This window comes from Gottfriedia sp. NPDC056225 (genome assembly GCF_042267765.1).
Lineage (GTDB): Bacteria > Bacillota > Bacilli > Bacillales > Bacillaceae_G > Gottfriedia.
Genome location: NZ_JBHJTJ010000149.1, coordinates 1 through 1,032 on the forward strand (window position 1 = coordinate 1; position 1,032 = coordinate 1,032).

The 1,032-nt window shown below is 26.2% G+C and carries 1 protein-coding gene; it reads left to right on the forward strand.

The window, feature by feature from the left end; genetic code table 11:
* Positions 1–631 precede the first annotated feature (631 nt).
* Positions 632–1,032 (forward strand): helix-turn-helix domain-containing protein (locus ACFCYN_RS25520; RefSeq protein ID WP_375953000.1); only part of this gene is annotated, 401 nt, incomplete at its 3' end.

Genomic DNA, 1,032 nt, shown 5'->3' on the forward strand with positions numbered 1-1,032 from the left:
GATTCTAAAGTTCCATTTCTTTCTATTCAACAACTTGGTAAATTCATTAAGTAGAATATCATTCATTTTGGACCTCATCCCTTTAATTGACAATTTGTATCATATTTAAAATAAGAGACCAAATCTACAAATGATTTGGTCTCTTATATTAGAAGGCGTTTTTATTATTATTCATCACGACAACAAAACCATATTGACCATATCCATTTTATTTAATTCTTTGAATCTAGCCTCATCTATTTTGAATAATTAGCTAAATTTTTTTACCAACTATTGCTACTGGATTCTTACGCTTCTGGAGATTTTCCCATAAAGATTAACCCAATAAAACGAACATACGTTCCAGATAGCGACAGCAATGACAACATTCTGTATTATAGGAAATTTAAACTACTATTTAAATGTAGTATATTGAAGGAATATAAGCTATGGGGGTTTTTATATAGTTCTAAAGAACTATTTTATTGTTACATTCTATTAGATATCCAATTTTTTTAGATAAAACCTTATTAAGCTCCTTAAATTCTCATAAGGAGTTTTAAGATTGTCCAAAAAAAAAAAATACATTAAATAAATTTGGGGTTATTATTAAATTTATAGTAAAATAATTTAATTAGGCGAGGTGGTATAGTTGATTGAAGGAAAAATTATACAATTTTATAGAAAACTAAGAAATTTTACGCAATCCGAATTAAGCGAAGGTATTTGTTCTGCAACTCATATTAGTAAAATTGAAAGAGGGCTTACAGAGGTTTCTGATAATACAATTTTATTAATTGCAGAGCGGCTTAAAATAAATTTAGAAGATGAAACGAAAGCATACAATAGTTTAGATAATCTACTAGAAGAATGGCTTCAATCCATAATTATGAAAATAGAAATTAAAGCAGATCATTTAAAACAACAATTAGAGGAGATTCAACTTTTACATATTTCAAATTTCTTTCAATTTTATAAAGTTATACTTACTAAATATTATTTATTTAAAAATAACGATAAGTTAGCGAAGGAACAATTGGAATATTTAAACCG